Raw genomic sequence first — 26704 nt, 5'->3', positions numbered from 1 at the left:
CGTGCCTGCTTGAGCGTGCAGCCGGAGAGTTGCTGATCGATTCCATATCACCAGGCGAGTACCCAGTCCTGGACGCTCATCGACTTCCTGCACGGATGGGGCTAGCCTCGTGCCAACCTGCCCAGCCTGGATCGCCTACCCCCTATGCCTGCCGTTTTTTCCGAGTTGCCGTCCCTTGGCGCCCTGCGGGTGTTCGAGGTCGTGGCGCGGCATCTCAATTTTGGCCTGGCCGCCGAAGAGCTGGGTGTCACCCAGCCCGCCGTGGCCCAGCAGATTCGGGGGTTGGAACGCGCCTTGGAGGTACGCCTGTTCGAACGCCTGCCTCGAGGCCTGGCATTGACCGACGCTGGTCGCGGGTATAGCGAGACCGTGCGTACGGCAATGGCCATGCTCGATGAGGCAACGCGCCGGCTGCGCCCTGCGCCTTCCCATATCACCGTCAGCGTGACACCCACTTTCGCCGCCAAGTGGCTGATCCCCAGGCTCGGTGGACTGGCCGAGCGCTACCCGACATTGGATGTGCGAGTACTGGCCACCGATCGTCTGTCGCATTTTCATACCGACGGCGTCGACCTTGCCGTGCGTTACGGGCGGCCACCTTTCGGGCCAGGGCTTGAGCAGGCACTGTTGATGGGTTCGGAGATCATCGCGGTGGCGAGCCCCACCCTGGTAGCGGCGCTTGGCCCGCCTGAAGACTTCGCAACACTGGAGCGCTATGTAGCTCTGTGTGATGCCCACGACTTGTGGCCGTCTTATCGCGCGCAGGTCTATCCCGGTCACCCCGCCGTTGGTGCAAGGTCAGTCCAGTTCAACCAGACATCACTGGCCATAGACGCGGCCATTGGCGGGCAGGGCATTGCGCTGGCAGAACGCGCCTTCGTGGCTCAGGAGATCGACGCAGGGCGCCTGGTCCAGGTTGCCGAATCGCATCTGCGCCCAGACAAGGCGTTCTACCTGGTGTGGCCACGCAAAGCTCGAGACGCGCAGCAGCTGCAGTGGGTCATCGACTGGCTCAGGTCAGACGCAGGCGATAGAAAAACTACTGGCTGACGCGTTGGGAGCTATCTCCCTCGCTTCTCTGCTCCTTGGTAGCCTGGTTCCTGTACCCACTCGATGCCCATCACAGGAGGCAGCATGACAAACGAAAAGGTTGCAATCATTACCGCAGGTGGCAGCGGTATGGGCGCGGCGGCGGCCAGGCGCCTGGCCGCCGATGGCTACAAGGTCGCGATTCTTTCGTCCTCTGGCAAAGGAGAGGCCTTGGCCATGACGCTGGGCGGGCTGGGCGTGACGGGGAGCAACCAGTGCATGGAGGACCTCGAGCGGCTGGTCGAGGCAGTCATGCAGCGGTGGGGCCGCATCGACGTGCTAGTCAACAGTGCTGGCCACGGGCCTCGGGGGCCTGTGCTGGAACTGAGCGACGCCGACTGGCATGCCGGCATGGAGACCTACCTGCTCAACGTCATCCGGCCGACACGCCTGGTCACGCCGGTGATGCAGCGCCAGGGCGGCGGGGTCATCGTGAATATTTCCAGTGCCTGGGCCTTCGAACCCAGTGATCTGTTTCCCACTTCCGCCGTGATGCGTGCCGGGCTCGCTGCGTTCAGCAAACTTTTCGCCGATACGTATGCACGTGACAATGTGCGCATGAACAACGTGCTGCCGGGGTGGATAGACAGCTTGCCGGCCCTTGAGCAGCGTCGCGACAGCGTGCCGCTCAAGCGCTATGGCAGCAGCGACGAAATTGCCGCCACGGTCGCGTTTCTGGCAAGTGACGGCGCCGCCTACATCACCGGGCAGAATATCCGGGTCGACGGTGGCGTGACGCGAAGCGTCTGAGTTGAACGATGCGCTCAAGGCAGGCTCACAACCCCAAAGGGTTTCACAGGAGCAGTGCGATGAGTATCGAACGCAGTATCCCTGAACTCGCGGCCTGGTACGCGCAGTACGACGACATCAGCTACCGCCGTGAGTCACCCGATGCCTACCACCATGAACTGGTGCGTACCGCCGAAGCGTTGCGTGACGATGGCATCATCGATTGGGACGATTGGCTGGCGCTCAAGGCCTTGGCCGACCAGGCGCATGTGCATGCCCTCGAAGATGCCGTGCGCGCCCATGTAATCGACCCTGACACATGAAAGCGCTGAGGATTGCCACATTCAACATCAACGGCATTCGCAGCCGGCTGCCTGCACTGCTGGCCTGGCTCGAACGTGAAAAGCCCGATGTGGTCTGCCTTCAGGAGCTCAAGGCACCCGACCATCAGTTCCCGGGTGAGGCTCTGGAAGCCGCTGGCTACGGGTATCTGCACCTGGGCCAACCTGCCTGGAACGGAGTGGCGATCCTGGCGCGCGGCAGCGAGCCGCTCGAGGTCCGGCGAGGCTTGCCGGGCATGGAGGACGACACCCAGAGCCGCTATCTGGAGGCAGCGGTGCATGGGGTGTTGATAGGGTGTTTGTACCTCCCCAACGGCAACCCGCAACCAGGGCCGAAGTTCGACTACAAGCTGCGTTGGTTCGAATGCCTGATCGAGCATGCCCGGCAGTTGCAGGGCAGTGGTCACCCCACCGTCCTGGCCGGTGACTTCAATGTCGTGCCCACGGACCTGGATATCTACGACTCCAAGTCCTGGCAAAAGGATGCGCTGCTGCAACCCGAATCGCGCGATTGCTTCGAGCGTTTACTGGCCAGCGGCTGGATCGATGCTATCCGGCACCTGCATCCGCAAGAGCAGGTGTTCACGTTCTGGGACTACTTCCGCAACCATTGGGCGCGCAATGCGGGTCTGCGCATCGATCACCTGCTGCTCAGCCGGGACCTGGCGCCGTACCTCAAGCGAGCGGGCGTCGATGCCTGGGTGCGCAATGAGCCCAAGGCCAGTGACCATGCCCCGACCTGGATCGAGTTGGGGAGTCGGCGCAGCCGCAAGTCGGCTGGAGTCAGCTAATAAGGTCGGGAGCTCAAGCGCCTGATTGCACGATCCTATACGCATCTTTCCAGCTGCCCTGTACCCCATCCATCATCTCTTGAGTTCCCCTATGGGAGCGGTCCGATGCCCCGGCAAGGGCGCTCCCACAGGGGGAGCGCTGGCCAGGCGTCAAAGCTGCGCTTACAGCCAGTTACTTGCGCGTACGACTTAATGAACGTCATAAACATGCATGAGTCTACTTGATGCTTTCTCTTAGCGTGACTAATACTAAGGAACGGCCGGTGAGGGATGATCATGCAGATGCGATTCGTTGTGGTTCCAGCTGTACCGCAAACAAAAGAATGGCTGCCACGGCGACTCGGCTTTCCATCATCACTGGGGGAGGGCTACGACCTGTACGACACGCAGGACAAGGTCAGGCTGAGCCTGAACCTGCCTACTCGCGCTCAGGCCGAGTACGAGTGCAGCTGTCACAACGGCTGCGAAGTGGCCGGTGACCTGACCGGAAGCGGCTGAGGGCCTGCCCGGCCCGATCAAGCCAGGTAGTCGTTGAAGTAGTCAAGCGTGGCCAGGTTCTTGTCCTTGGACTCGAACATGATGTCGAACCTGTCGAGAAACTGAAGTGCGTAGCGGTTCGTCCAGCGGTTCCACATGCGAGCGCTGTGGGCGTACAGATCGCGTTTGTTCACCTGTTCCAGCAACTCACCGATCACCAGCTTGCGATCAGGCCCGAACCCCAGCGCCTGCAGGTGCTCCGGGGGCTGAGAGTAGTGCATGGTGGGGCGTACGCCGCGCCAGCTCTCGATCACCCGCTCAACTCGCGTATCGCCCGGGTCGATGTAGTCACCCTCATGAATCCAGCAATGGTGGATATCCAGCACCACCGGCGCCAGGTCAGCCAACGCCAGGCAGTCGTCGAGCCCATAGGTCTTCTCGTCATTCTCGAAGGTGATCACATTGCGGGCCACCTCGGACAGGCGTGGCCATACGGTGCGAATCCCCGCACCGCCCAGCCGGCCGGCAATGTGCACATTGCATTTGAAGTCCTGGAAGACCTGCCCGTAACCCATCATGCGGATCATGTCGGCATGGTATTCGAATTCGGCCAGGCTGTTCTCCACCACCTCGGGGCGGTCCGAGCCCAACACGCAGTACTGTCCAGGGTGAAATGACAGGCGTATCTGCCTGGCGCGCGCGAAAGCACCGATGGCGGCGAAACGTTCGGCCATCAGCGCTTGAAAGTCGGCCTCGCGGTACACGTGGGCCACGCTAGGGTGGCTGTACAGCGGCAGCAGGTCGCTGCTCAGGCGCAGCATGCGCAGCGCCTGGGGCAGCTGGGCCACATAGTCGAGCAAGCGCAGCTGGGCCTGGAGGTTGTGTTCCGCCAGTTCAAGCAACTTGTTCCGAGCCGCCTCGCGGGAGGCGCCCGAAACCCAACGCAGCGTCGTGCTGCGCGGGTTGAACGTACGCTCGATGGTCTCCAGCTCCTTGACCGACAAGCTGCGGTGCGGGTGTCGGTACATGCAGGCGAAACCCAGGCGTGGCATGCGATTACTCCAGAGGGCAGGGCCCGTTTACAGCAGCTTGTCCAAGGTGATCGGGAACTCGCGGACCCGCTTGCCGGTGGCGTGATAAATGGCATTGGCCACGGCCGCAGCGACACCTACCACGCCGATCTCGCCCACGCCCTTGGAGCCCAGCTCGTTGACCACATCATCGTGCTCTTCCACAAAGATCACCTCGATATCATCAATGTCGGCATTCACCGGCACGTGGTACTCGGCCAGGTTGTGGTTGAGGATGCGGCCCAGCGCATGGTCGGTCTGGGTTTCTTCGTGTAGCGCCATGCCGATGCCCCACACCACGCCCCCCAGGATCTGGCTGCGCGCTGTCTTGGGGTTAACGACCCGGCCTGCAGCCACCGCACTGACCACGCGCTTGACGCGCACGGTCCCCAGGTCTTCGTCCACCGATACCTCGACGAAGACCGCCGAATGGGTGGCAGTGGAGTAGGGCTTGCGCTTGTCGTCAGGGCCCGCCTCGACCTGCACCTCGAAGCAGGCCTGCTGGGCACTGGGCAGCAGGTCGGCGAGGGCGAACGAATGCTCACCGGCGCTCACCTGGCCATCTGCGATCAAGAAGTCGGAATCCTCCAGGCTGGCCAGGCTCTGGTGCTGTTGCCTGGCTTGCTCGACAACCTGCTTGCGCAGCTCCAGGCACGCTTTGCGCACGGCAGAACCGACGGAGGACACGGTGAACGACCCACCTTGCAACGGAGCCTTGGGCAAGGAGGAGTCGCCAAGCAGGAACGTGACATCGGCCATGTCGAGGCCCGCGGCATCGGCAGCGATCTGCGTCATGACGGTATAGGTGCCGGTGCCGATGTCCGTGGTGGCGCTGCTGACGGTCAAGTGCCCGTCACAGCCCAGACGCGCCTTGGCGCTGGCTTGCATCTGCATGGCTTCCCATACACCGCCGGCCATGCCCCAGCCTATGCGTTGATTGCCGTCCCGCATCGAGCCGGGCGCAGCCTGGCGCTTGGCCCAACCAAAACGCTCGGCCCCTTGTGCGTAACAGGCTAGCAATTCCTTGCTCGAGTAAGGCTTACCCTCATTGCCATTGTGGCTGGCGAAGTTTCGTCGCCGCAACTCGACCGGGTCCAGCCCTGTTGCGCAGGCCAGTTCGTCCATGGCGCACTCCAGCGCCAGCATGCCCGAACCTGCACCCGGCGCGCGCATGTCCAATGGGGTGTAGACGTCCAGTGGGGCCAAGCGGTAGCTCAACGCGACGTTGTCGCATTGGTACAGCATGCCGCTCCACTCGACGACGTGCTCGGCAAAGTCTTCAAACCGTGACGTCTGGCCGATGGCGTCATGCCCAATGGCAGACAGGCGGCCTTGCTCATCGGCCGCCAGGCGCAGGCGTTGCTGTGTGCGTGGACGGTAGCCAAAGGTGAACATCTGCTGGCGGGTCAAGGTCACGCGCACCGAGCGCATCAGGTGCAGGGCAGCCATGACCGCCAGGGGCAGCTGGTACTGGGGACGCAGGCCGGAACCGAAGGCGCCACCGACGAAGGCTGCCTTGACGCGCAATTTTTCCTTGGGCATGCCGAATACGTTGTGCACGTATTCCTGGCAATTCTGCGTGCCTTGAGTCTTGTCGTGGATGACCAGGCTACCATCGAGCTGGTAGCACACGGTGGAGGCGTGGGGCTCCATCGGGTTGTGGTGTTCGTTGGCCGTCCAGTAGGTGGCGTCCACGCGGGTAGGGGCGCTGGCATACTGGCCTGGGAAGTCACCACGGGGCTCAGGTGTTTCAGCCGGCGCCTCGTGCGCTTGACCCAGTACCTTTTCCAGGTCAGATTCATGCCTTTCCTGGCTGTACTGGATCTCGACCAACGAGCCCGCATGCCGAGCGATTTCCAGCGTCTGTGCGACGACCAGTGCGACGGGCTGACCGCTGTAGAACACGCGGTCATTGAACAACGGCCTGAAGGGTGAGCCCTCGGCTGCATCATCGTCACTGTAGTCATCGTCGTAGCTGGAAATGCGCGGACGGTTGATGTGGTCCAGTACTGCCACCACGCCTGGCACCTGTAGCGCTTTGTCGCTGTTGACCTTGACCACCCGGCCGCGGGCGATGGTGCTGGAAACGACGCTGCCGTGCAGCAGGCCTTCTTCCGGGTAATCGGCGGCATAACGTGCCTGGCCGGTGACCTTCGCTGCGCCGTCGACGCGGTCCGCTGGGGTTCCTACTACCTTGCTCATTGCGCGTCCCCCTCGAGGCTGCCGCCGGCGGCGGCCTCGTTCAATGCCCGAATGATGGCTTGTTGTGCCAGTTGCACCTTGAAGCCGTTCTGGCTCAGGGGTTGTGCCCCTTGCAGCAGGGCAGTGGCCACTTGCGTGAAGAGCTCGGTGCTGGGCGCCTTTGCTTGCAACATCGCTTCGACAGCTTCGTTGCGCCATGGCTTGTGGGCCACGCCACCCAAGGCGATGCGGGCCTCCTGAATAACCCCGCCTTCGATGTGCAGGGCAGCGGCGACCGAGACCAGCGCGAAGGCATAGGAGGCACGATCACGTACTTTCACGTAGCGGAAATGCTCGGCGAAGCCTTGATCAGGCAGCTCGATGGCGGTAATCAGCTCATCAGGCGCCAGGTGGTTGTCCTGCTGCGGCGTATCGCCGGGCAGGCGATGGAACTCGGCGAACGGAATCTGGCGTTTGGCGGCGGGCCCTTGCACATGCACCACGGCCTTCAGGGCAGCCAATGCCACGCACATGTCCGAAGGATGAGTCGCCACGCAAGCCTCGCTGGCGCCGAGAATCGCATGAATGCGATTCAAGCCGCTGCGTGCCGGGCAACCGCTGCCGGGTTCGCGTTTGTTGCAAGGCGTACCGGTGTCGTAGAAGTAGTAGCAGCGCGTACGTTGCAGCAGGTTGCCGCCGGTGCTTGCCATGTTGCGCAACTGAGGCGATGCACCGGCCAGGATCGCTTGCGACAGCAGTGGGTAACGCTGGCGGATGAGCGGGTCCCAGGCCAGGTCCGCGTTGCTGACCAACGCGCCGATCATTACACCGCCCGCGTTGGAGGACTCGATACGGTCAAGTTCCAGTCCTGTGATATCGATCAGTCGCTCGGGCCGTTCGACATTTTCCTTCATCAGGTCGACCAGGTTGGTCCCGCCTGCAATAAAACGCGAGGACGCATTGGTCAAGCGCAGTGCCTCGTCCAGCGAGGCAGGCTTGTGGTAGCTGAAAGGGGTCATGTGCGTGCCCTCTTGATCAGCGGCAGGGCCTGTTCGACGGCGGCCACGATGTTGCTGTAAGCGCCGCAGCGGCAAAGGTTGCCGCTCATCTGCTCGCGGATGTCGGCACGGGTATGGGCGTGACCTTCATTGGCGAGGCCCACGGCCGAGCAGATCTGGCCAGGGGTGCAGTAACCGCACTGGAAGGCGTCCTGACTGATGAATGCCTGCTGCATGGGGTGCAGTTGGTCACCCTCGGCCAGGCCTTCGATGGTGACGAGGTCGGCACCTTCGCACATCACGGCCAGGGTCAGGCAAGCGTTCACCCGGCGGCCGTCGCGCAGCACGGTGCAGGCGCCGCATTGGCCATGGTCGCAACCTTTCTTGGTGCCCACCAGGTCCAGCTGCTCACGCAACAGGTCGAGCAGGGTGGTCCAGGGTTGTACCGTCAGGGCCTGGGGTTGGCCATTGAGGGTGAAGTTCAGGGTCTGCTGTGCAGCGCCCTGTTCAGGGAGTGCAGTCATGGTAGGTCCTCACGGTTCGATTGCGCACAGTAGGCTGTGTCTATGGAGTGCGACTGGTCAGGCGCCCGGAACGTTCATCCCAAGCGCCAGGCCCTTGTCATTTCTTGCCTGGAAGCACCGCGCTCAGCACTTGCTTGGCGGTCTGCACGATCACGCCGGCTTCATCCGGGTCACCCTTGAGCAAGGTGGTCGCAAACTTCCTGGCCTGCTCAAGTTTCAGGTGCGGCGGCAGTGGCGCTACGTTGGGGTCCGTCTTGAACTCGATCAGGACCGGGCGATCGGCCGCCAAGGCACGCTCCCAAGCGGGAGCGACATCTTCTTCACGCTCGACGTAGATACCCTCAAGACCAATCGAGATGGCGAACAAGTGATAAGGCACATCAGGGATCGACTGAGAGGCTTCGAACTTCGGATCGCCCTCCATCACGCGCTGCTCCCAGGTCACCTGGTTGAGGTCTTCGTTGTTGAACACCGCGCAGATCCACGTGGGGCTTTCCCACTGCTGCCAGTATTTGGCCACTGTGATCAGTTCGGCGAGGTTATTCATCTGCATGGCGCCGTCGCCCACCAGGGCGATCACCGGCCGGGTCGGATGGGCGAACTTGGCGGCAATGGCGTAAGGTACGGCCGCGCCCATGCAGGCCAAGCCGCCCGACAAGGAACACTGCATCCCTTCGCGGATCATGAGGTCGCGGGCGTACCAGTTGGCGCACGAACCTGAATCACTGGATATGATCGCTTGGTCCGGCAGGCGCGGGGACAGCTCATGCACCACTCGCTGCGGGTTGATCGGGTCGGCCTTGACCAACGCGCGTTTGGTCAATGTCTTGTCCCAGCTGGCGCGCCACTTCTCGATTTTCTTGCGCCAGCTGTGATCAGGGCGCGGGTGCAGCAAAGGTAGTAATGCCTGCAACGTCTGCGCCGCGTCACCGACCAGGTTCACCTCCATGGGATAACGCAGGCTGAGCATGTCGGGTTGCAGGTCGATTTGCACGCCGCGCGCCTGACCTTCCTTGGGTAGGAATTCGGAATACGGGAAGCCAGAACCAATCATCAGCAGCGTGTCACATTCGGCCATCAACTTGTAACTCGGCTCCGTCCCAAGCAGGCCGATGGCGCCAGTCACCCACGGCAGCTCATCGGGCAGCACGCCCTTGCCCAGCAAGGCCTTGGCAACGCCAGCACCCAGTTGCTCGGCCACTGCGGCTACCTCGTCACTGGCACCCAGCGCGCCGGCCCCGACCAGGATGGCGACCTTGCGTCCGGCGTTGAGCACATCGGCGGCGCGTTGCAGGTCGGCATCGAAGGGGACCACCTTGGGTTTACTGTAACCAACGCCCGAATGAACGGTGCCATGGGCGCGGGGCGGGTCTTCGTAGGGCAGGTCCTGCAGATCGTTGGGCAGAATCACGGCAGTCACACGTCGCTCTCCAACGGCCGTGCGCACGGCGCGGTCTACCAGATGACGTACCTGTTCAGGCGTGGATGCCTGTTGCACGAACGCGCCAGCGACGTCCTTGAACATCGAGACCAGGTCCAGCTCCTGCTGATAGTGACCGCCCAAGGCTGCGCGCGCCTGCTGGCCCACGATGGCCAGCACCGGCTGATGGTCCATGCGCGCGTCGTACAAACCGGTCAGCAGATGCGAAGCACCCGGGCCGGACGTCGCGATGCAGACGCCCAGCTCGCCGGTGAACTTGGCGTGGGCACTGGCCATGAAGGCAGCCATCTCTTCGTGCCGGGCCTGGATGAATTCGATCTTGCCGCCCGCGCGGTTCAGGGCGCCGAACACACCGTTGATCCCGTCGCCTGGGTAACCAAAGATGCGGCGTACGCCCCATTGGTACAGCCGCTCGACCAGAAAATCGCCTACAGTGCCGCTCATTGTCTTCTCCTGCCGCGTCTCGGATAAGTTCTGGACTTGACAGGGAATACTAAAGTTTCAACGGACTTGAAGCGGTTCAGCCGACCGGAATAACCCGTTCGTGCAGATCAACCGTGCTTGCGCAGCGCTTCGATCAACTCGGCCTTGGTCATGGTCGAGCGGCCCTTGATGTCCTTGCTGCGTGCCTCCTTGAGCAGACTTTCCTTGGTCTGCGATTCGAGGGACGCCGAGCTGTTGCGCGCGTGCCCCTCACGGGTCTTGGCAGCTCGTTTGGCAGAGTCCGAACGTGCGCTTTCCTTGTCCGTACTGCTGGTCTTGCTGCCAGAGCCACCTTGCTTGTCGCCCCCACCGGATTGCTTGTTCACCGTAGCCCAGGCGCGCGCCTCGGCTTTGTCCTTGGAGAGCCCTTTGTCCTCGTAACTTTGCTCGATGTGCTCGGCTTTGCGCTTTTGCTCTTGGGTGTACTTGTCCTTGTCGCCGCGTGCCATGGTCGCCGCTCCTCTCTGATGGATATAGGGTTGAAGGCCAGCACGCGCTCAAGTGCCTGTTGGCGGACGGGCGGTGGCCCTTTTAATCGGCGGACTCCACCTGAGAAAGGGGACGGGCAACGTGCTCCAGTGACCGGCGCTCTGCGGCTACGCCGTAAACGGCCTGAACGAATGCCGCTACCAGCATGAGCGCGGCGCCGAGCAGATACCCATACCAGACCTGGGTGCGCTCGCCCGATTCGATCAAGGCACCGAACAACGTCGGCCCCACCATGCCACCGAGCCCTGTGCCGAATGCATAGAACACGGCAATGGCCAGAGCGCGGATCTCCAGCGGGAAGGTTTCTGCGACAGTAAGGTAGGCAGAGCTGGCCGCAGCCGATGCGAAGAAAAAGATCACCATCCAGGCGATCGTTTGCTCGATGGCATCGATCATCCCCTGTTCGAACAGGTAGCCGCTCAGGGTCAGCAGTATGCCCGACAGGGCATACGTGGCGCTGATCATGATGCGCCGCCCCAGCACATCGAACAGCCGCCCGAGCAACAGCGGGCCACAGAAGTTGCCGAGCGCGAACGGCAGGACATACCAGCCAACGCTGGAGGAGGGCACATCGTAGAAATCGGTCAGCACCAGGGCATAGGTGAAGAAGATGGCATTGTAGAAAAACGCCTGCGCCGTGAGCAGCGTCAGGCCTACCATGGCCCGGCGTCTGTGGACCACGAACAGGCTGTGAAATATCTCGGGCAAAGGCGTGTGATGCCTGGTGCGCAATTGCAGGGGCGAAACATCTACCGCAGGCAGTCTCAAGCCTTGAGCGCGGCACTTGCGCTCGATATCGGCCACTATACGCTCAGCAGCTTCGGGCTGATCGTGAATCATCAGCCACCGCGGGCTCTCCGGCACCCACAGCCGCATCAGCATGATCAGCAATCCCAACGCGGCGCCGGTGCCGAAACAGAGGCGCCATCCGAGGTCGCCGTTCGCGATCGACGGGTCCAGAAGCACGATGGCGCCCACTGCACCCAGCGCAGCGCCGAGCCAGAATGTGCCGTTGATGGTCAGATCGACCCAGCCCCTATAGCGCGCTGGGGTGAACTCCTGGATGGTCGAATTGATGGCCGTATATTCCCCACCAATGCCCGCGCCTGTGAGAAAGCGAAATGCCAGAAAGCTCCACAGATTCCAGGAAAATGCCGTGGCTGCAGTGGCCCCGATATAGAGCGCCAGAGTGATGAAGAACAGTTTGCGCCGGCCCAGCCGGTCGGTCAGCCATCCGAAAAAGAGTGCGCCGAGCACCGCCCCTGCGATGTAGATGGCGCCAGCCAGACCAACGTCGCGGTTGCTCATGGCCAGAGCAGGGCTGTCCTTCAGGGCGCCGGCGAGTGACCCGGCAAGGGTGACTTCCAGGCCGTCCAGTAGCCACGTGATGCCAAGCGCCACCACCAGCAACGTGTGAAACCGGGTCCATGGCAGTCGATCAAGGCGGGCAGGAATATCCGTGCTGTAGAGCCGCTGATCGGGGCTGCTGGCATGTGTGCCGTGTCTAGGTTTAGTCGTCACGCCAGCCTCGAGCCTCTATCGCTGCCGTTTACAGGAAGGGCTGCGAAGCAGCCCTTAGATTCCAGGTATCAGGCTCGGTGAGCCTTTGCGATGATCAAGTACCCCTGATGATCAGCTACCACCACCCGAGCCGCCTGCGCCGCCCGTACCGCCACCTGTACCGCCGCTCCCGGTCCCACTGCCCATACCGGTACCCCCGCTGCCGCCCATGTCGCCTCTACCGCCCATGTCGCCGCTCCCGGTACCGCCCATGCCTGAGCCACTCCCGGTGCCGCCGGGACCCGTGTTCGCCCCACTACCGGTACCCGAGCCTGAGGTTGTGCCATCGCCACCCGTGGCGTCCGTACCATTGCTTCCGGTGCCACTGCCGGTACCCATGCCGTCCCCTGGGGTGCCGGAACCGGTAGCGCCGCCGGTGCCATTCATGGTCCCGTGATCACCCGACTGCATGCTGGGGGTGTGCTGATCGTTCATGTTGGTAGCTGCCATGACCATTGGCGCGGACGCACCCAGGCAGAGTGCAAGCAGCAAGGAAGAAGGTTTTAGCATTGTCATGATGAAGCTCCTTTTATGAGGTGTCCTCGTAGTGTTCGTCAGGCTGCACTACCACGCCGTGCCCTGTAGGCGACGAACGGGCCTTTCCCTAGGGCGATGAAGTGCCAACCGACCGCCTGGCAGGGCATGCGGTTTTTTGCGGGTGTTCCGGCGCTTGACCGGGGTCATACAGGAAAACCACGTCACTTCGTGGATGTTTTCAGACAGGAACCAACGATGAACAGCCCGTCCAGCACCGCCGCCAACACAGATCGAACCTTACCCAGCCAGCTTGGGTTTCCGGTGGTGGGCATTGGTGCCTCGGCAGGCGGTATCGCCGCGCTCAAGGTTTTCTTCGAACACATGCCGTCTGAGAGCGGCATGGCATTCGTCATCGTGCTGCACCTCTCGCCCGATCATCAGCGCGTCGCGGACGGGATCATTCGGACCGCGACTTCCATGCCGGTCGTACAGGTAAACAGCTGCGTGCCCATCGAGCCCGATCACGTCTATGTCATTTCACCTGCCTGGCAACTGATCATGGCTGACGGCCACCTCAAGGTCGTTCCCTCTTCGCGGCCTTTGGGAAAGCATGTCGCCATCGATTTGTTCTTCCGTGATCTGGCCGATGTGCACAAGCAGCGAAGTTTCTGTGTAGTGCTTTCCGGTGCAGGCAGTGATGGTGCAGTGGGCTTGTCGCGTATCAAGGAGCAAGGTGGCATCACCTTGGTGCAGAGCCCGGCCGATGCCGAATTCGACGGGATGCCGCTGGCTGCCATTGCCACCGGACTGGTCGATGCGATACTGCCGGTAGCCGACATACCGCAAAAACTGCTCGGTTTCTGGATGGGCATGCGCAGCATCCGTGTCGCCGATGCAGAGGCCGGAATCCAAGCCAACGCTGCGCAAGCGGGAGAGGATAGCGAGCAGGCGCTGCAGGACATTCTCATGACCCTGCGCAACTGTACCGGGTACGATTTCCAGCACTACAAGCGCGCGACGGTCATACGGCGCATCGAACGCCGCTTGCAGATCACTGGCCGGGCCGACCTGCCGAGCTACCTGCGTCATCTTCAGCAGCACCCTGATGAGGCAAAGAACCTGCTCGAAGACCTGCTGATCGGTGTGACGAACTATTTTCGCGACCGGGAAGCCTTCGAGGCGCTCGAGCGCTTGGTATTGAGCGTTGTCTTGAACCCAGGTGGCCCTGAGGACAAGCGTGAAGACGTGCGAATCTGGTCCGCTGGCTGCTCAACGGGAGAAGAGGCCTACAGCCTGGCGATACTGTGTGCCGAACACCGCAAACTTGAGCCTGCTCTGCTCAAGCTGCAGGTATTTGCCACCGACATCGACGAGCGCGCGATTGCCATAGGTCGCGCGGGGATCTACCCGGAGGCGATCATCACCGATGTATCGACCACGCGCCTGCGCCAGTACTTCGCCAAGGAGAACGATCACTACCGGGTAAGGAAGGAAATTCGTGAGAAGGTTCTGTTCGCCAGGCACAGCTTGCTTTGCGACCCGCCTTTCTCACAGGTAGACCTGATCGTGTGTCGCAACGTGCTCATCTATCTGGATCGCGAGATCCAGAAACAAATGCTGCAGATGTTCTATTTCGCGCTACGCCCTGGCGGCTACCTGTTCATGGGCTCCTCGGAGTCTGCCGACCTGTGCCCGGAGCTGTTCAAGGCGGTCGATAAACGCAACCGGATTTTCCGCGCCAATGTCGCCGCCAACATCCCCGTCGAGCAAAATCAAAATCAGGTGATGACGAGCCTGGAGAGCGAGCTGCATCGCACCAAGCTCCACCTGCAGGAAACCATCGAAAAGTCGGAAGTCTCCAGCGAAGAGCTAGAAGCTTCCAACGAAGAAATGCAAGCCATCAACCAAGAGCTGCGCTTGGCTACCGAAGAACTGGAAACCAGCAAGGAAGAGCTTCAGTCGATCAACGAAGAATTGCTCACGGTCAATTTCGAGCTCAAGAGCAAGGTCGAAGAAACCGACAAGATCAACGACTACCTGGCCAACCTGATCGCTTCTACCGACATCGCTACAGTGTTCGTGGATCGCAATATGCATATCCGCTGGTTCACGCCGAGAGCGCAGGACATCTTCAGCATGCGCCAGACGGACACGGGCCGTTCGCTGCTGGATATCACCCATCGGCTCGATTATCCGAAAATGACCGAGGACGCTGCTGCGGTTCATCAATCGCTGACCGTCAGGGAACGAGAGGTCAGTAGCAGTGACCGACGCTGGTACATCGCTCGTCTGTTGCCTTATCGCTCGAGCGAGGACCACATCGACGGTACGGTGCTCACGTTCATCGACATCACCAAACGGCGTGAAGCTGAACAGGACCTGCGCCTGGGACAGGAGCGCATGCGACTGGTAGCGGAAAGCACCCAGGACTTTGCCATCATCATCCTGGACGGCAACGGCGTCATCTGTGAGTGGAATCGCGGTGCGGAGTCTATCTTCGGCCACAGCGCCGAGCAGATTGCCGGTAGCCATTTCGACGTGCTGTTCACGGACCAGGATCGAGCTGCTGGTGTACCTGAAGCCGAATTGCGCAAAGCCCAGGTAAATGGGCGTGCCGAAGACGAGCGCTGGCATTTGCGTCGCGACGGGAGCCGCTTGTACTGCAGCGGGGAAACGGCGCGCTTGCGTGGTGATACCCCGGGGTACGTGAAGATTGCCCGTGATATGACGGGGCAGAAGCACCTGCAGGATGAACAGGGCAAGCGCCTGGCTGAGACACGTACCAGCAGCTTGCTCAAGGATGAGTTCTTCGCCTTCATGTCGCACGAGCTCAAGCATCCGCTGAACCTCATTCAGCTCAATGCCGAGATATTGCGCCGACTGCCTGCCGTGCAGTACACGGCCAAGGGTGGCAAGGCGCTTGCCGTGATCAACGACGCAGTGACCAGCCAGACCCGCATCATCGATGATTTGCTAGACGTCGCTCGCCTGCGGACCGGAAAGCTCATGCTCAAGAAAGAGCTTCTGGATCTGGCCGATATGCTCAAGTCGATACATGCCATGGCCATTGAGGAGTACCCCACGGCCCGGATCCTCCTCGTACTGCCCGAACCGCGCGGTCCGATGGTGGTTTATGGTGATGCGACGCGTCTTGAGCAGATCATCTGGAACCTGATCAACAATGCCCTGAAGTTCAGCGGCCCGCAGGCATGGGTCACGGTCGAGCTCTCGCTTACCGAAAAAAACGTGCGTTTGGCTGTCAGCGACAACGGCCCTGGCCTGTCTGCAGATGATGTGACAGACATCTTCGAGCTGTTTCGGCAGCCCCACCACACCCGTCATCACGGTGACGGCCTGGGCATCGGGTTGTCACTGGTCAAGCAACTGGTGCAGGCCCATGGCGGTACTGTGAGCGCACACTCGGCGGGGCTGGGGCTTGGTTCAACATTCAGTGTCCAGCTACCGCTGTCGCAGCGCACCCTTGGGAAGGGCGCAGCCAACTCAGACGCTGGGCCCAGTGAAGGCAGGCTCAAGGGCGTTCATGTCTTGCTGGTAGACGATTCTGCGGACGTTGTGGACGTCATGCGGATGCTGCTGGAAATGGAAGACGCCCACGTTACTACGTTCCTCAATCCGGTTGAGGCGCTGGAGAATGTGGGAGGGCACCGGTTCGATGTGATACTGACCGATATCGGCATGCCTGAAATGGACGGGCACGCATTCATCACGGCGATTCGTGAACAAGCTCAGTATCAGGCGACGCCTGCAATCGCGTTGAGTGGCTATGGGGTCAGCCCGCCAAGCCGGGAGGGTCGGGTCGCGCACTTCGACCTGCAACTGACCAAGCCCGTGCACTACGACGAGCTGGTAGGCGCCATTGAGTCACTCTGTCGTGCCTCGCAAACGCTTTGAAAGGGAATCGGTGGGCAGTGCGGCTCACCGCAACCGATGACCGGTGCCGAACTGGGCAAGGTCAATGGTGATGAGCCTATGTGAGACGGCAGGGCAGCGGACCGCCGGGTCCGCTGCCACGTTCAAGCGTCACAGGTGACGCTCTCAAGCCCCCCGCATACCCAGGTTGTCTCGCCCTTGCGCATGCACGTTCGCCTCCTGCGGCAGCGCCGTAACCTTGATGGCCCGCACCGGTACGGCGAACTTGGCGCCGATTTTCGAGAACCGCTCAAGCAGCTTGAAGTTGATGGCCTGTTGAATGTCCATGTACAGGTTGTAGCCTGGGTCCTGCACGATATAGACACATTCGAACTCAAGCGCTTCCTTGCCGAAGCCCCGCAGGTGCGCGCGGTCGAAGCGTGCTTGCGTTTGCGCCTTGATCGCTTCCTCTACGATCCCGGGTGCCTTCTTCACCGCCTCGGTAGGCGTGTCATAGGAAAGACCAAATTCGAACACGATGCGTCGTTCTTGCAGGCGCTTGTAGTTCTGGATGGTGCTGCTGATCATGCTGGCATTGGCCATGACGATCTGCTCGCCGCCCAGGCTGCGGATGCGCGTGGTTTTCAGGCCTACATGTTCGACGGTACCGGCCAATGGGCCAATGACGATGAAGTCGCCCACCTCGAACGGCTTGTCCACGGCGATGGACAGCGAGGCGAACAGGTCACCCAGAATGTTCTGCACAGCCAGGGCGACCGCAATACCGCCCACACCCAAGCTGGCGACGAAGGCGGTGATGTTCACGCCCAGGTTCGACAGCATGGCCAGTAGCACGATCGACCACAACAATACCCGCGCACCCCAGGCCGACAACGTGGCAAGGGCACTGCTCTGCTGGGAACCGTCCGGATTGTGGCGGGTGAAGTAGCGGTCCAGGCCCAGACCGATGGCACGGTTGACCCACAGGCCGATCTGCAACGCGGCGACGACGAACCAGAGGCTGCCGACCCGGCTCAACCAACGCTCCGGCAGGTCGAGCATGCTCAACCCCACCAACAGTGAAGCCAGGAACAGTAGCGAGTTGCTGGTGCCTGACAGTACTTTCTCAACCACATGGCTCATGGCACCGGAGTGAGATGACCAGTGCTTGACGCGCCGCTGTACGAAGCTTATGGCGGCCCTGGCCACCAGGAACGTCAGGACGGCCACAGTGACGGCGAGTAACAGGTTCAGAATGGAAATACCGAAGAACGTGGTATCGGTGAAGAGTGTAATGATGCGATCGCTCATGAAGGCTTGCCTCCTCTAGCAAAGATTTCGAGGTGTCAGGCGTCGAGCAAAACAATTGCCCTGCGAGTGGTTATCAGAGGGTGGGTGCACGTCGATCATAAGAAGATGAACAGTGCAGACCGGGTAAGGGGCCGTGCGCCCGTAGGCCATTGATTGGCCCACGATTGACAACAGGTGGGGCCCCGTCCGGCGATGCGCTGAGAGGGCTCCTCATGGATGCGGCACATCGTCTTCAAGCGTTGCGCCGGTACGCGCAGCCAGCGCACGGTATTCCTTGCGCAGCTCGCGCAGGGTCTTGCTGTCCATGGCCTCCAGGTCCAGCACCGAACGTTGCGCCGATTGAGTGGCGCGGATCAGCTCATCGAGCTTGACGTGAATGATGTCGTTGTCCCGGTTCTGGGTGTTTTGGATCAGAAACACCATCAGGAATGTGATGATGGTGGTCGAGGTGTTGATGATCAGTTGCCAGGTATCGTTGTAGTGGAACCATGGGCCGGAAACCGCCCACATGATGATGAGCACGATGGCCATCAGGAATGTGCTGGGGCGGCCAGCCTGGTTGGATAACCACTGACAGAACTGCGCGAACTTCATCGGATCCCTCCTGGTGATTGCAGTGGTTTGCGGCGGCGCAGCGTACGCCGCCAGGTGTGAAACGGTCAGCCGTCAGTTTGTTCTTCAGGTGGCACCTGGCCTTCCGGCCATTCCGGAGCCGGCTCTGTGGGCGCCTGTTCAGGTGTACCAATGGTGTCACCCGGATTGTGGGGTACGTCGTCCACATAAGGGTCTGGATGATTGGGGTCAGTCATGTTGGATTCCTCTGGGATGTGCTGCGTTAGTGCCCAGCCCGTTGCCGGGTGTTCCATCGATCTGCCCAGTGGAACGTCCTGACACTGAAGCGGCTCCATCCTTGAGTGAGTTCAACGGACTACTGAGATGATCTACTTAGGCTGTGCAGGCTGGAGTCTGCCCAAGGAGCATGCCCCGGCTTTTCCCGAGGCAGGCAGCCATCTGGAGCGCTACGCTGCGTGCCTGAGCGCTGTGGAAATCAACAGTTCGTTCTACCGGCCCCATCGGCCGCAAACCTACGCGCGCTGGGCCACATCGACACCTGAGGGCTTTCGCTTCTCGGTCAAGGTACCCAAGGCCATTACCCATGAGATGCGTCTGCAAGGGTGTGAAGCGGCTTTGGACAGCTTTCTGGCCCAATGCGGGGAGTTGGGGGAGAAACTGGGCTGCTTGCTGGTCCAGCTACCACCGTCGCTAAGCTTTGACGAAGCGGTAGCCAGGCGTTTTTTCGAAGCGCTGCGCCGCCGGTCCGACAAGCCGGTCGTCGTCGAACCTAGGCATGCCACATGGTATTCAGCGCAAACGCTGCTGATTGACCTTCAGGTGGGACAGGTGGCGGCAAGTCCGCCTAGATTCGTGCTAGACGGCCAGCCCTCAGGATGGCCAGGCATAGCGTATTGGCGGTTGCACGGCGTACCGGTTTTGTATCACAGCGCTTATTCCGATCCATGCTTACGGCAGCTTGGCGCGCAGGTGACACGTACGCATGTTCAGGGGGCGATCACCTGGTGCATCTTTGACAACACAGCCAGTGGCGCCGCCGTGGGTGATGCGTTGACGGTTCGCAGTCACCTGGGCTAAGCGAAGCGGATCAAACTTTTCCCCAGCGTTGCGCTCTGCTCATAAAGACACCCTGTTGAAGTTGGAGATGCCCATGAAAGACACTCATACCCACACCGGCGACAAAGTCCCGCGTCCGATCTCCTCTGAGGAAGCGCAAAAAGGCGAGCAGTCACCTGATCCGGTGTTGGAACGCCCTGATCCGGCCACTGAGGCCGTAGACAAGGCGATCACCCCGACATCCATCAAGGAACTGGAAGAGCAGACGCGGGCGATCGAGCAGCAGACTGAGAACGTCGAAAAGCGCCTGGATCGCTAAGCGATGGGGTCGTTTTGCTGCATGCGCTGGGCTTTCCCGAAATTGAAGCCAGCGGCTTAGTGCTGCAATGGGCCGCAAAGCGGCCCCACGATTTGAGCTGGGCGCCTGACAGTCAACTTGACACCTTCAGCTACCGGGGCCGGCCCGGCGCTCCGGCAAAGGCACTCACACCTAGATCCACGTCAACCCGGCTCCATCCTCGTATTCTTCTTCCATCCTCGCAGATTCATGACGCACAGCGTGAACTGCAGAATGATCAGCGCCCAGGCCTCGGCATGCCAGCCCCAGGCCGCCCATAACAGATTGCTTGCAATGAAACAGCAGAAGCCGACCTTGCGGCGGGCGGGTCGCCGCGACCCTATGCACCATGCTGCCACTACCGTCAGCACCATGGCCGGCCATTCCAGCCAATCGATCCAATCCTCCATCGCGCTGTCCTCGGTCTTGGTTTGTTCGTGGGACAGGCCAGCTGAGGACGGGTTCAGATCGTTCCTCTACCCGGATACGCATGGCCATGACAGCGCGGGCACACACGTTTTTTTGAACCTCACCCAGCCTTGGCTTGCCCACTTGAGAGGTACTGCTTTGAATCGTGATCAAGAGGAGGGATGTCATGCCCAGTACAGCACGCAAGGTCCGTTATGGTGTAGTGGCCGGGGGCTCGATTTCCCAGGGTGCGTTCATGCCTGGTATCGGGCAGACCGACAACTCGGAAATTACCGTCCTGGTCACCGGGGATGAGGAAAAAGCCCGACAGTTGGGCAAGCGTTATGCCCTTCGCACCTACCATTACGACCAGTATGCTCAGATGCTTGCTGCGCGGGAGGTGGATGCGCTCTACATCGCAACGCCTAATTTTCGTCACCGTGAATTCGTGGTGCCGGCGCTCGAAGCCGGTATTCATGTATTGCTCGAAAAGCCCATGGGCATCAGCGAAGCCGACTGCAAGGCCATGATCGAGGCCTCGAAACGCACTGGGGCGAAGCTGATGGTTGCCTACCGTCTGCACTGCGAGCCTGGCACGCTGGACATGATCGAGCGTGTGCACAAGGGCGATTTCGGTGATCCCAGGTTGTTCACCTCTATCTTCACGCAGCGGGTCAAGCCCAATAACCACCGTGCCCAGAATGGTTTCGAGGCCGGGCCGGTGCCCGACATGGGCCCCTATCCCCTGAACATGGTTCGCCAGTTGTTCAACGCCGAACCCATCGAAGTCTCGGCCATGGGAGTTCGCTCGCCTGGCAGCACCATGGACACCTGGGACACGGTCACTGTGAGCCTGCGCTTCGAAGACGAACGACTGGCCCAGTTCACCGTCAGCTATACCTTGCCGTCTACCGAGCGGTTCCAGTTATTGGGCACCAAGGGCGAGATCGAGGCTTCACCGTGCTTTGGTTATGGGGAAGGGGTGGCGATCAGCTACAGGGCCACCATCGATGGCGAGACGCGTGTGCACGTTAACCCTGTGGTGGATCAATTTGCTGGGGAAACTGCTTATTTCTCCGACTGCATCCTCAACAACGTCGCGCCCGAGCCCGACGGGGAGGAGGGGTGGCGCGATGTACGGGTAGTCGAGGCGATCAAGCGAGCGCTTGAAACCGGTACGCCACAACAGCTGGAACCGCTGCCCGCTCGCCCGTTCGCGCGGCGATCCGAACAACGCAGGGCCTTTGCCCTGGCCCCAGTACCGCCGATGGTCGATGCCGAATCGCCGGCAGAATAGCGGGCGAGCTGCGCGCTCCCTTGAGGGGGCGCGCAGGCTTGATCACGCGGCTCGCTGCTCCGACTTGCCCTTGAGCAGTTTCTTCTGCGCCATCATCGTCTTGCCCATCTCCTCGAGTTGCTGCTTACCCAGCAGCTTGCGTGCCGTAGGGAACAGCTCGCTTTCTTCTTCCTCGATATGATGCTCCAGCAACTCTTTCATCACCTTGACCCGGCCTGCAAACTCGACCGTGCCGGTGTCTGTGCCTTCAAGGTCAGGAAGCACCAGTGAATCGACGGTACGGTGCTCTTCCTTGGCCTCGTAGTACATCTTTTCCTCTTCCTTGCCGCCAGCCTCTTTAATGGCCGGGTACAGGATTTCCTCCTCCAGCGCGGTATGGATAGTGACTTCCTGCTTGATGCGTTCCAGCAGTTCGGCACGCTTTTTCACCGCGCGCTCCGTTGTCGAAGACAACTCTTCGAGCAGTTTCTTGACCAACTGGTGGTCCTGGGTCAGCAATTCGATGGCGTTCATGGATCACCTCTGCAGGTTGTTGTAATCACGGTTGCCATGGGTTGAGTCGAGCGCCAGGCCATCAGTTCCGCTGCGCAGATGACGTGCCTGGCGTGTACCCTCATCTACACGGTGCGCGGCCACCCAGTGCCAACGCTGCGCGCAGCGCCGCCAGGTGCGTGAGGCCTTGCGGCAGGTTGCCCAGGTACTCTCCCGTGCCAGGGTCGACCATCTCCGAATAGATGCCTGCGCCATGGGCAAGGCCTTGCAAGGCAGCTTCATAGGCGTGCTGCGCGCGTTCGTGTTGGCCGAGCAGTACCCAAGCCTCTACCAGCCAGAACGTGCACGCCAGGAAGCAGCCTTCCTCCTCGACCGCACCGCTGTAGCGGTAGTGGAAGGGGCCTGCCGACAAGCTTTGCTGCACAGCCTCCAGGGTGCTTTGCAGCCTCTCAGGCGCCGGATAGCCGAAGTGCACCGCCAGGGCGATACCTGCGTCCAGCCGGTCGCTGCCTGGGTAGAACACATACGCCTGGCGGCCCTCATGCCAGCAATGGGTTTCGATCCACTCGAAAACACGGTCACGCTCGCGCGCCCAGCGCTGCCGGCAGGTTGTGGGTAGATGGCCGCCGTCGGCCAGTTCGATGGCCCGGCTCAGGGCCTGCCAGCAGCTGATCTTCGACAGGGTGTAGTGCCGCGTTTCTGGTAACTCCCAGATACCGGCATCGGGCTGGCGCCACTGGTCTGCGCATTGATCGGCCAGCCGTGACAGCAGCACTGCACTGCTGCCGTCCAGGATGTTGCCGGTGTCGATGAAACAACGGGCAGTTTCGAAAATGTCGCCGAACACGCCGTGCTGCAACTGGTCGCGGGCGTCGTTGCCCACTACGGGCGGGGATTGCTTGTAGCCCGGCAGGTCGATGGTGCGTGTGCAGTCACCGATGGCCCCGTCCAGGGTGTAGAAGACCTGCGCGCCGTGCTCGGCCAGCCTGCGCAGCAACCAGGTAAACGCAGCCTTGGCTTCAGGCTGAGCGCCAATGCCGAGGAAGGCTTCGATGGTATACCCGGCATCGCGTATCCATGCGAACCGATAGTCATAGTTCTTGGTGCCGCCTATGCGCTCTGGCAACGACGTGGTGGCAGCCGCCATGATCGAACCGCTGGGTGATGACAGCAACAACTTGAGCGCCAGCGCGTTGCGTATCACCACCGACTGATAGGGGCCTTTATAGATGAGGCTTTTCGACCACTGCCGCCATTCACGATCAGAGCCGTCGATGCGTTCATCGATCAGGCTCAGTGGCGGCACCACCAAGGGCTCGTCACGCCCCGCGATCAGGGCCACCACGGTGCGTTGCCCCGGCGAGGTGTCGAGTGTGGCGCGCACGCCTATGTCGTCCTTGCGCCGCACGCTGATCTGTTGATCATGCAGGAACATCCCGAGAATATGGCCTGCGTGAAAAACGCAGCCGTTGTCGTTGGGCGTGAGGTACGGGCTAACCGTGTCGGCCTGGGTACCAAAATCGATGGCGATCTCAAGCGTGACCGACCCTTCGATGCCCTCGATACGGCGAGCCAGTTCCGCCCAGGGTAAGCGCCCGGCAGGCCCGCTGTTTAGCGATTCGGTCAATCGCACGCTGCCGGTAGAGGTGATGTACTCGGTTTCCATCACATTGCTGCCGGGGCGATAGCGACGCTTTGCCTGATAGGGCTGGGTTGGGGTGATGGCAAAGTAACCGCCGGTCCTGGGCGAGAGCAGTCGATCGAACAGAGGGGGGGAGTCCATGTGGGGCACGCACCACCAGTCGATGGAACCGTCCAGGCCCACCAGTGCTACCGAGCGCCCATCGCCAAGGGCCGCATACTGCTCCAGCGCCAGCCAGCCACCGGTATCTCGTTGCGGCTCGGCACATTGCCGCGGGCTTTCAGATACGTCTTCCACATTGCAGCTCCTGCACCTTTTGTACAGGTGTGACTGAAGCGAAGCGACAACAGTTCGGCACAAATGGGCAACGGCAAGACGATGACTGTCGGGTCAAAATAAATGGAATTTTTTGTTACGCCTTTGGCTCCATTAGGCTGAGTTTGATGGAGGAGAGTCCAATGGCAGGACAACAACTGTATGTAATCGAGTACGAGCTACACGGAGAATTCAGGACTTTCATCATTCGACTGGAACGCATGGACAACGCCGAGGCCTGGCACTGGGCGAGTTGCGATGCAGGCGTCGGTATCATCCCGCGGTTCGGTCAGCACAAGATCAAGAAAGTCAGCCGACCCATGGCTGAGCGCTATGGGTTGACCAACGTGCGGTGGCGGGTCTCGGGCAAAGGCCCGGAGTTCGTCGCGCCGGCGGTAGACATGACGAAATTCGCAGTTGCCACTGAGAAGTCCTGAATTAGATTGGCGACACGCCGGTGGCACGGGCCCCGGCGTGTTCGTGTCCAGGCGTGTGTGTTCAGCCGTTCAGGGCTACGGGTACAGGAGTGTCGATAGTCGCACGGCGCTGTTGGCGCCGGCCCGTACGTGACCTGTGACCTGACCAAGTGCTTCATGGCGCACGGTGAGGTGCAACGTGGCCAGCCCTGCTTCGTCTGTCGCCACTTCAACGAGCATTGCCTTCCCTTGGGTTTGAATGCGCAGCGGTTGCGGTTGCACGGTTTCGATGCTCGCCTCCTGAAGCATGCTGCCGCCGAGCTGAACCCAAAGCGGCTTGCTCGGCGCTCCCCTTACTTCAATCGAAAGATCGGCAGGGCTTGCGCTGCGACTCAGTCGTTTGTACTGCACCTGCACCTTGCCATCGGCGCTGCTCGCCTGGGTATCGATCAGCCAGGTACTGGCCGGCATTGCGGCCATTACTACACCCAGGGGCAGCAAAAGTGCACACCATTTAATGCGTCCGGCGGGCCAAAAAGGGTGGTGCGCATTGGCGCTTTCGGGCGCTGGATAATGCTTGGAATTCATCGGGTGCTCATTCATCGAGATGTGATCAGGCTCGTTCGCCGCGTAGCCAGCGTTGGTGATAATGCGCAAGTTGCGACAACCCATAGACTGCCCCCTGGCGCATCACTTCTTCACGCTCGGCAAAAAAACGTTGGGTGCCGGTAAAAACGGCAAGCGGCTCACCCGCGAATGCCCAGGCAAAACACAGCGTACCTGGCGGAATTTTGCCTTGCGCGGCAGGCCCCGCTACGCCCGTGGTGGCGATGGCGACGGTAGCGTTGCTGTCTTTCAATGCGCCCAATGCCATTTCCCAGGCCACCGCCTCGCTGGTCAGGCCATAGCGCTCGATGGTCGTGGGGCTGACGCCTAGCAGACGCTGCTTGGCAGCAGGAGAGTAGACGACGTAGCCGCTTTCGAGCACCTCGGCTGTTCCTGGCAGGGCGGCCAGTGCCGCTACCATGGCGCCTGCAGTGCAGGACTCGGCAGTGGTCAGAACAAGGTCATGTTTTTTCAAATACTCGAAAACGGACTCAATCGGCTCAGTGACCATACCTGTAACTCGCGCAGCATTTTGCAGTGGACGCGAGCGCAAGGCTTTTGGTTCAGTGCATGTGCGCCCGCCCGTCCATCGCGCAACAATCGAGCTGAACTTAGCAGGACTTTCATGCTTCCTCTTCAAAGAGGTTGAAAAACCGATCAAACCTGGAGAGCGGTTATGAACGAGCCTGTGACGTACTTCTGGATTGCCGTGGCGGTCCTCATTCTACTGGTGGACTTGTGGGCGATCGTCAGCGTGTTTCGTAGTGACAAGACCGATTCCACAAAGGCGGCCTGGGCGCTATTGCTCCTGGCGCTGCCTGTTGCGGGTCTGGCGATCTGGGGTATTTGGGGGCCGCGTGGCATCAAGCGCGGCACTGGACCTTCTTCCCCTGAACATAGCAAAGGCTGAGGTGTCTTCATGAGCACATCGAATGAGCAGGACGCCAAGCGCGTTGAGCAAGCGCGTACCACAGGCGAAGAAGAGCGAGACAATGACGCTCACCGTCCAGACGGGTCTACGGGCACCGAGCAGGACACTACGGCGCAGAAGACCGCCAGGGATGTGCCTGCGCACAAGCCGTAAAGCAGTGTTCAGCCAGCTTCGCTACACCGCGCGACGTCAACGGCAGCCAAGCGCTGTTGACTAACGCGTGGGCATTGTCCCTGCCCGTGAATACTTTCTAGGAGCCGTACTGTGCCACGTATCATCACCCCAGCCACCCCGGAGCACGAAATCCAGGAGCATAATGCCCGCATGTTCGGCTCGCCCAAGGAGCGGCTGGACTTCTACCGACAGGAAATCCAGTACGAGACCAGCATCCTTGCCAATCGTACGGATGCTTATCTGGCTGCCCAGTCATTTCTGGTGATTGCCTACGCATCTGCCATGGGCAACACCAATCAGAGTTGGGGTGAAATGTTCACGTTGGTGGTGCCGCCGTTTCTGGCGCTGCTTGGCGTGCTCAGTTCACTGAACGCCTGGCCAGGTATTCACGCCGCCTACAAGATCATCGAGCATTGGCAGCTCAAACAGAGCCATCTGCTGCGAAGCGAACCCATGATGGGCCTGGCTTATGACGAGTCGCCCTTGTTCAGCGAGACCGAAACCTCCCAGGCCGGTCATCGCAAGTCCTTGCTGTTCTCGCTGCGTACACCCTGGATTTTCCTCGTGTGCTGGGTCTTGCTGGGGTCATACGCCATCTTTATTCAGTTGGCATAAAGACCAGGCCT

At 61.0% G+C, this 26704-nt stretch carries 29 protein-coding genes; 13 read left to right on the top strand and 16 right to left on the bottom strand.

Features of this window, described 5'->3' with window-relative positions; genetic code table 11:
* Window positions 1-144 precede the first annotated feature (144 nt).
* The 5 genes from CRP40_RS09315 to CRP40_RS09295 all read left to right on the top strand — a co-directional run bounded on the left by CRP40_RS09315 (window position 145) and on the right by CRP40_RS09295 (window position 3448).
* Window positions 145-1050: a LysR substrate-binding domain-containing protein gene (locus CRP40_RS09315; RefSeq protein ID WP_027914728.1), complete on the top strand. Its 906-nt coding sequence runs from the start codon at window positions 145-147 to the stop codon at window positions 1048-1050.
* Between the two features lie 84 nt (window positions 1051-1134).
* A complete protein-coding gene (locus CRP40_RS09310) occupies window positions 1135-1839 on the top strand; it encodes an SDR family oxidoreductase (RefSeq protein WP_027914729.1) in 705 nt (234 codons plus the stop codon).
* Window positions 1840-1898: 59 nt separating this feature from the next.
* A complete protein-coding gene (locus CRP40_RS09305) occupies window positions 1899-2141 on the top strand; it encodes a hypothetical protein (protein WP_023536082.1) in 243 nt (80 codons plus the stop codon).
* Window positions 2138-2950: an exodeoxyribonuclease III gene (gene xth, locus CRP40_RS09300; RefSeq protein WP_027914730.1), complete on the top strand. Its 813-nt coding sequence runs from the start codon at window positions 2138-2140 to the stop codon at window positions 2948-2950. Before CRP40_RS09305 ends, xth begins: the two co-directional genes overlap by 4 nt.
* A 270-nt stretch (window positions 2951-3220) precedes the next feature.
* Window positions 3221-3448, top strand: coding sequence for a hypothetical protein (locus CRP40_RS09295; protein WP_027914731.1), 228 nt, complete (start codon window positions 3221-3223; stop codon window positions 3446-3448).
* Between the two features lie 17 nt (window positions 3449-3465).
* On the opposite strand, the gene uvsE is transcribed toward CRP40_RS09295, so the two are convergent.
* The 8 genes from uvsE to CRP40_RS09255 form a co-directional block, all read right to left on the bottom strand.
* Window positions 3466-4479, bottom strand: coding sequence for a UV DNA damage repair endonuclease UvsE (uvsE, locus tag CRP40_RS09290; RefSeq protein WP_027914732.1), 1014 nt, complete (start codon window positions 4477-4479; stop codon window positions 3466-3468).
* A gap of 27 nt (window positions 4480-4506) precedes the next feature.
* Window positions 4507-6699, bottom strand: coding sequence for a xanthine dehydrogenase family protein molybdopterin-binding subunit (locus tag CRP40_RS09285; RefSeq protein ID WP_027914733.1), 2193 nt, complete (start codon window positions 6697-6699; stop codon window positions 4507-4509).
* Complete coding sequence (locus CRP40_RS09280; RefSeq protein ID WP_027914734.1) at window positions 6696-7697, bottom strand: xanthine dehydrogenase family protein subunit M; 1002 nt, start codon at window positions 7695-7697, stop codon at window positions 6696-6698. Before CRP40_RS09280 ends, CRP40_RS09285 begins: the two co-directional genes overlap by 4 nt.
* On the bottom strand, window positions 7694-8200 hold the full coding sequence (locus tag CRP40_RS09275) for a (2Fe-2S)-binding protein (protein ID WP_023536023.1): 507 nt from the start codon (window positions 8198-8200) through the stop codon (window positions 7694-7696). Before CRP40_RS09275 ends, CRP40_RS09280 begins: the two co-directional genes overlap by 4 nt.
* A gap of 97 nt (window positions 8201-8297) precedes the next feature.
* Window positions 8298-10085, bottom strand: a complete 1788-nt coding sequence (locus tag CRP40_RS09270) for a thiamine pyrophosphate-requiring protein (RefSeq protein WP_027914735.1) — start codon at window positions 10083-10085, stop codon at window positions 8298-8300.
* A 107-nt stretch (window positions 10086-10192) separates the two neighbouring features.
* Window positions 10193-10573 carry a hypothetical protein gene (locus CRP40_RS09265; protein ID WP_027914736.1) on the bottom strand — a complete coding sequence of 127 codons (381 nt, stop codon included), beginning with the start codon at window positions 10571-10573 and terminating at the stop codon, window positions 10193-10195.
* A gap of 82 nt (window positions 10574-10655) precedes the next feature.
* Window positions 10656-12134 (bottom strand): MFS transporter, encoded by a 1479-nt coding sequence (locus CRP40_RS09260; RefSeq protein WP_027914737.1) that lies wholly within the window; start codon window positions 12132-12134, stop codon window positions 10656-10658.
* Window positions 12135-12245: 111 nt separating this feature from the next.
* Window positions 12246-12689, bottom strand: coding sequence for a hypothetical protein (locus CRP40_RS09255; protein WP_027914738.1), 444 nt, complete (start codon window positions 12687-12689; stop codon window positions 12246-12248).
* A 216-nt stretch (window positions 12690-12905) separates the two neighbouring features.
* Here CRP40_RS09255 and CRP40_RS09250 point away from each other — a divergent pair, with 216 nt between their 5' ends.
* Window positions 12906-16562, top strand: a complete 3657-nt coding sequence (locus CRP40_RS09250) for a CheR family methyltransferase (protein WP_027914739.1) — start codon at window positions 12906-12908, stop codon at window positions 16560-16562.
* 144 nt (window positions 16563-16706) lie between these two features.
* On the opposite strand, the gene CRP40_RS09245 is transcribed toward CRP40_RS09250, so the two are convergent.
* From CRP40_RS09245 to CRP40_RS21995, 3 genes are all read right to left on the bottom strand, one after another.
* A complete protein-coding gene (locus CRP40_RS09245; protein WP_027914740.1) occupies window positions 16707-17831 on the bottom strand; it encodes a mechanosensitive ion channel family protein in 1125 nt (374 codons plus the stop codon).
* 210 nt (window positions 17832-18041) lie between these two features.
* A complete protein-coding gene (locus CRP40_RS09240; protein ID WP_042139293.1) occupies window positions 18042-18425 on the bottom strand; it encodes a low affinity iron permease family protein in 384 nt (127 codons plus the stop codon).
* A 65-nt stretch (window positions 18426-18490) separates the two neighbouring features.
* Window positions 18491-18640 carry a hypothetical protein gene (locus CRP40_RS21995; protein ID WP_155952741.1) on the bottom strand — a complete coding sequence of 50 codons (150 nt, stop codon included), beginning with the start codon at window positions 18638-18640 and terminating at the stop codon, window positions 18491-18493.
* Window positions 18641-18767: 127 nt separating this feature from the next.
* Between CRP40_RS21995 and CRP40_RS09235 the strand changes: the two genes are divergently transcribed.
* Together CRP40_RS09235 and CRP40_RS09230 are read left to right on the top strand one after the other, a co-directional pair.
* A complete protein-coding gene (locus CRP40_RS09235) occupies window positions 18768-19481 on the top strand; it encodes a DUF72 domain-containing protein (protein WP_027914741.1) in 714 nt (237 codons plus the stop codon).
* Between the two features lie 73 nt (window positions 19482-19554).
* Window positions 19555-19779: a hypothetical protein gene (locus CRP40_RS09230; RefSeq protein ID WP_027914742.1), complete on the top strand. Its 225-nt coding sequence runs from the start codon at window positions 19555-19557 to the stop codon at window positions 19777-19779.
* A 182-nt stretch (window positions 19780-19961) separates the two neighbouring features.
* Here CRP40_RS09230 and CRP40_RS09225 read toward each other — a convergent pair whose 3' ends face one another.
* Complete coding sequence (locus tag CRP40_RS09225) at window positions 19962-20207, bottom strand: hypothetical protein (protein WP_027914743.1); 246 nt, start codon at window positions 20205-20207, stop codon at window positions 19962-19964.
* Between the two features lie 185 nt (window positions 20208-20392).
* Here CRP40_RS09225 and CRP40_RS09220 point away from each other — a divergent pair, with 185 nt between their 5' ends.
* Window positions 20393-21502: a Gfo/Idh/MocA family oxidoreductase gene (locus CRP40_RS09220; RefSeq protein WP_027914744.1), complete on the top strand. Its 1110-nt coding sequence runs from the start codon at window positions 20393-20395 to the stop codon at window positions 21500-21502.
* 42 nt (window positions 21503-21544) lie between these two features.
* Here the strand turns inward: CRP40_RS09220 and CRP40_RS09215 are convergent, their stop codons facing one another.
* Together CRP40_RS09215 and CRP40_RS09210 are read right to left on the bottom strand one after the other, a co-directional pair.
* A complete protein-coding gene (locus CRP40_RS09215; RefSeq protein ID WP_027914745.1) occupies window positions 21545-22015 on the bottom strand; it encodes a hemerythrin domain-containing protein in 471 nt (156 codons plus the stop codon).
* A 100-nt stretch (window positions 22016-22115) separates the two neighbouring features.
* On the bottom strand, window positions 22116-23870 hold the full coding sequence (locus tag CRP40_RS09210; protein WP_027914746.1) for a glycoside hydrolase family 15 protein: 1755 nt from the start codon (window positions 23868-23870) through the stop codon (window positions 22116-22118).
* A 224-nt stretch (window positions 23871-24094) separates the two neighbouring features.
* Here CRP40_RS09210 and CRP40_RS09205 point away from each other — a divergent pair, with 224 nt between their 5' ends.
* A complete protein-coding gene (locus tag CRP40_RS09205; protein WP_027914747.1) occupies window positions 24095-24388 on the top strand; it encodes a DUF6555 family protein in 294 nt (97 codons plus the stop codon).
* 75 nt (window positions 24389-24463) lie between these two features.
* Here CRP40_RS09205 and CRP40_RS09200 read toward each other — a convergent pair whose 3' ends face one another.
* Both CRP40_RS09200 and CRP40_RS09195 read right to left on the bottom strand, forming a co-directional pair.
* Window positions 24464-24847, bottom strand: a complete 384-nt coding sequence (locus tag CRP40_RS09200) for a hypothetical protein (RefSeq protein WP_140174387.1) — start codon at window positions 24845-24847, stop codon at window positions 24464-24466.
* A gap of 133 nt (window positions 24848-24980) precedes the next feature.
* Window positions 24981-25484, bottom strand: coding sequence for a CinA family protein (locus tag CRP40_RS09195; protein ID WP_027914749.1), 504 nt, complete (start codon window positions 25482-25484; stop codon window positions 24981-24983).
* Window positions 25485-25649: 165 nt separating this feature from the next.
* Between CRP40_RS09195 and CRP40_RS09190 the strand changes: the two genes are divergently transcribed.
* The 3 genes from CRP40_RS09190 (at window position 25650) to CRP40_RS09185 (ending at window position 26693) form a co-directional block, all read left to right on the top strand.
* Window positions 25650-25883 (top strand): PLDc N-terminal domain-containing protein, encoded by a 234-nt coding sequence (locus CRP40_RS09190; RefSeq protein WP_027914750.1) that lies wholly within the window; start codon window positions 25650-25652, stop codon window positions 25881-25883.
* A gap of 9 nt (window positions 25884-25892) precedes the next feature.
* Entirely contained in the window at window positions 25893-26057 is a 165-nt protein-coding gene (locus CRP40_RS21990; protein WP_168199527.1) for a hypothetical protein, read from the top strand.
* A 111-nt stretch (window positions 26058-26168) separates the two neighbouring features.
* Window positions 26169-26693, top strand: a complete 525-nt coding sequence (locus tag CRP40_RS09185; RefSeq protein WP_023536033.1) for a hypothetical protein — start codon at window positions 26169-26171, stop codon at window positions 26691-26693.
* Window positions 26694-26704: the final 11 nt, after the last annotated feature.

This window comes from Pseudomonas sp. URMO17WK12:I9 (assembly GCF_900230165.1).
Classification (GTDB): domain Bacteria; phylum Pseudomonadota; class Gammaproteobacteria; order Pseudomonadales; family Pseudomonadaceae; genus Aquipseudomonas; species Aquipseudomonas fulva.
Note: the sequence above shows the minus strand (reverse complement) of the source record. Positions and strands in the feature narration are given on the sequence as shown.